This window comes from Frankia sp. CcWB2, assembly GCF_977927585.1.
On sequence record NZ_CDWRCM010000108.1, the window covers coordinates 2268 to 3075 of the forward strand.

Below are 808 nucleotides of genomic sequence, written 5' to 3' on the forward strand. Positions count from 1 at the left end.
AGCCCCGGGCAGGCCGGCGCGGCGGACCGCCGCGGCGACGCTGTGCACGTGACGCAGCGTCGCATACGACGACAGGCCGGTCACGAGCCCGCCCGCACCGACCGCCGCCGGGCTCTGCGCGACCCCGACATGCACCAGTAGGTCGGCGGTGGCGACCCGGCGGGAAACCTCCACCTGCTCGTCGGCGCCGGTCACCCCCACGACGGTGAGATTGTCTGGATCCTCCGCGTCATGGCTGCGCAACTGCCCGGGCCAGAACGAGCGGAACACCCGCTCCCCGACGATCCGCTCCACCTCGCCGGCGCTCAACCGCCGGTTCAACCCGTTCGCCACGACCAGCGCCACATCGTCGACACCGGCCGCCGCCGCCGTCGTCAGCACCGCCTCGATGACCCGCCCCCGCACATCCGGGCGACGCATCCGCGGCAACGGCGTCGACAGATCGTCAAAACTGATCGTCAGCCGCATCCCCGGACGCAGCAACGCCGCCAGCGGCTCGCTGCCCACCGGCGCCGCCAACGCCGCGGCGATCGCCGCCTCGACGTCACCGGCCCCGGGCAGCGACTCGGGCGGATAGACCACCCGCGTCCCGAGCGGGAACTGCTCGAGCAGCACGCCCTCACCCTGGTGCACCAGCAGCGGGGGAGTCCGCTCGTCGACCTCGAGCACGAACCCCGGTCTCACCAGCACGATCCCTTCCACGTCCGGCACGAAGGACAACCCCTCCGTGTTGGCGCCCCGCCCGGCGGCGCAGCCCCACCATGCCCCCTCCACCCCGCCCCCCCCCCCCACCCCGCCCCCCCCCCCA

1 protein-coding gene is annotated in these 808 nt (G+C 74.3%); it reads right to left on the reverse strand.

What is annotated here, in order from left to right; translation table 11 throughout:
* Nucleotides 1-690: lactate racemase domain-containing protein (locus ACY45C_RS12765; RefSeq protein WP_462187850.1), on the reverse strand; the 690-nt coding region annotated here is incomplete at its 3' end.
* Nucleotides 691-808: the final 118 nt, after the last annotated feature.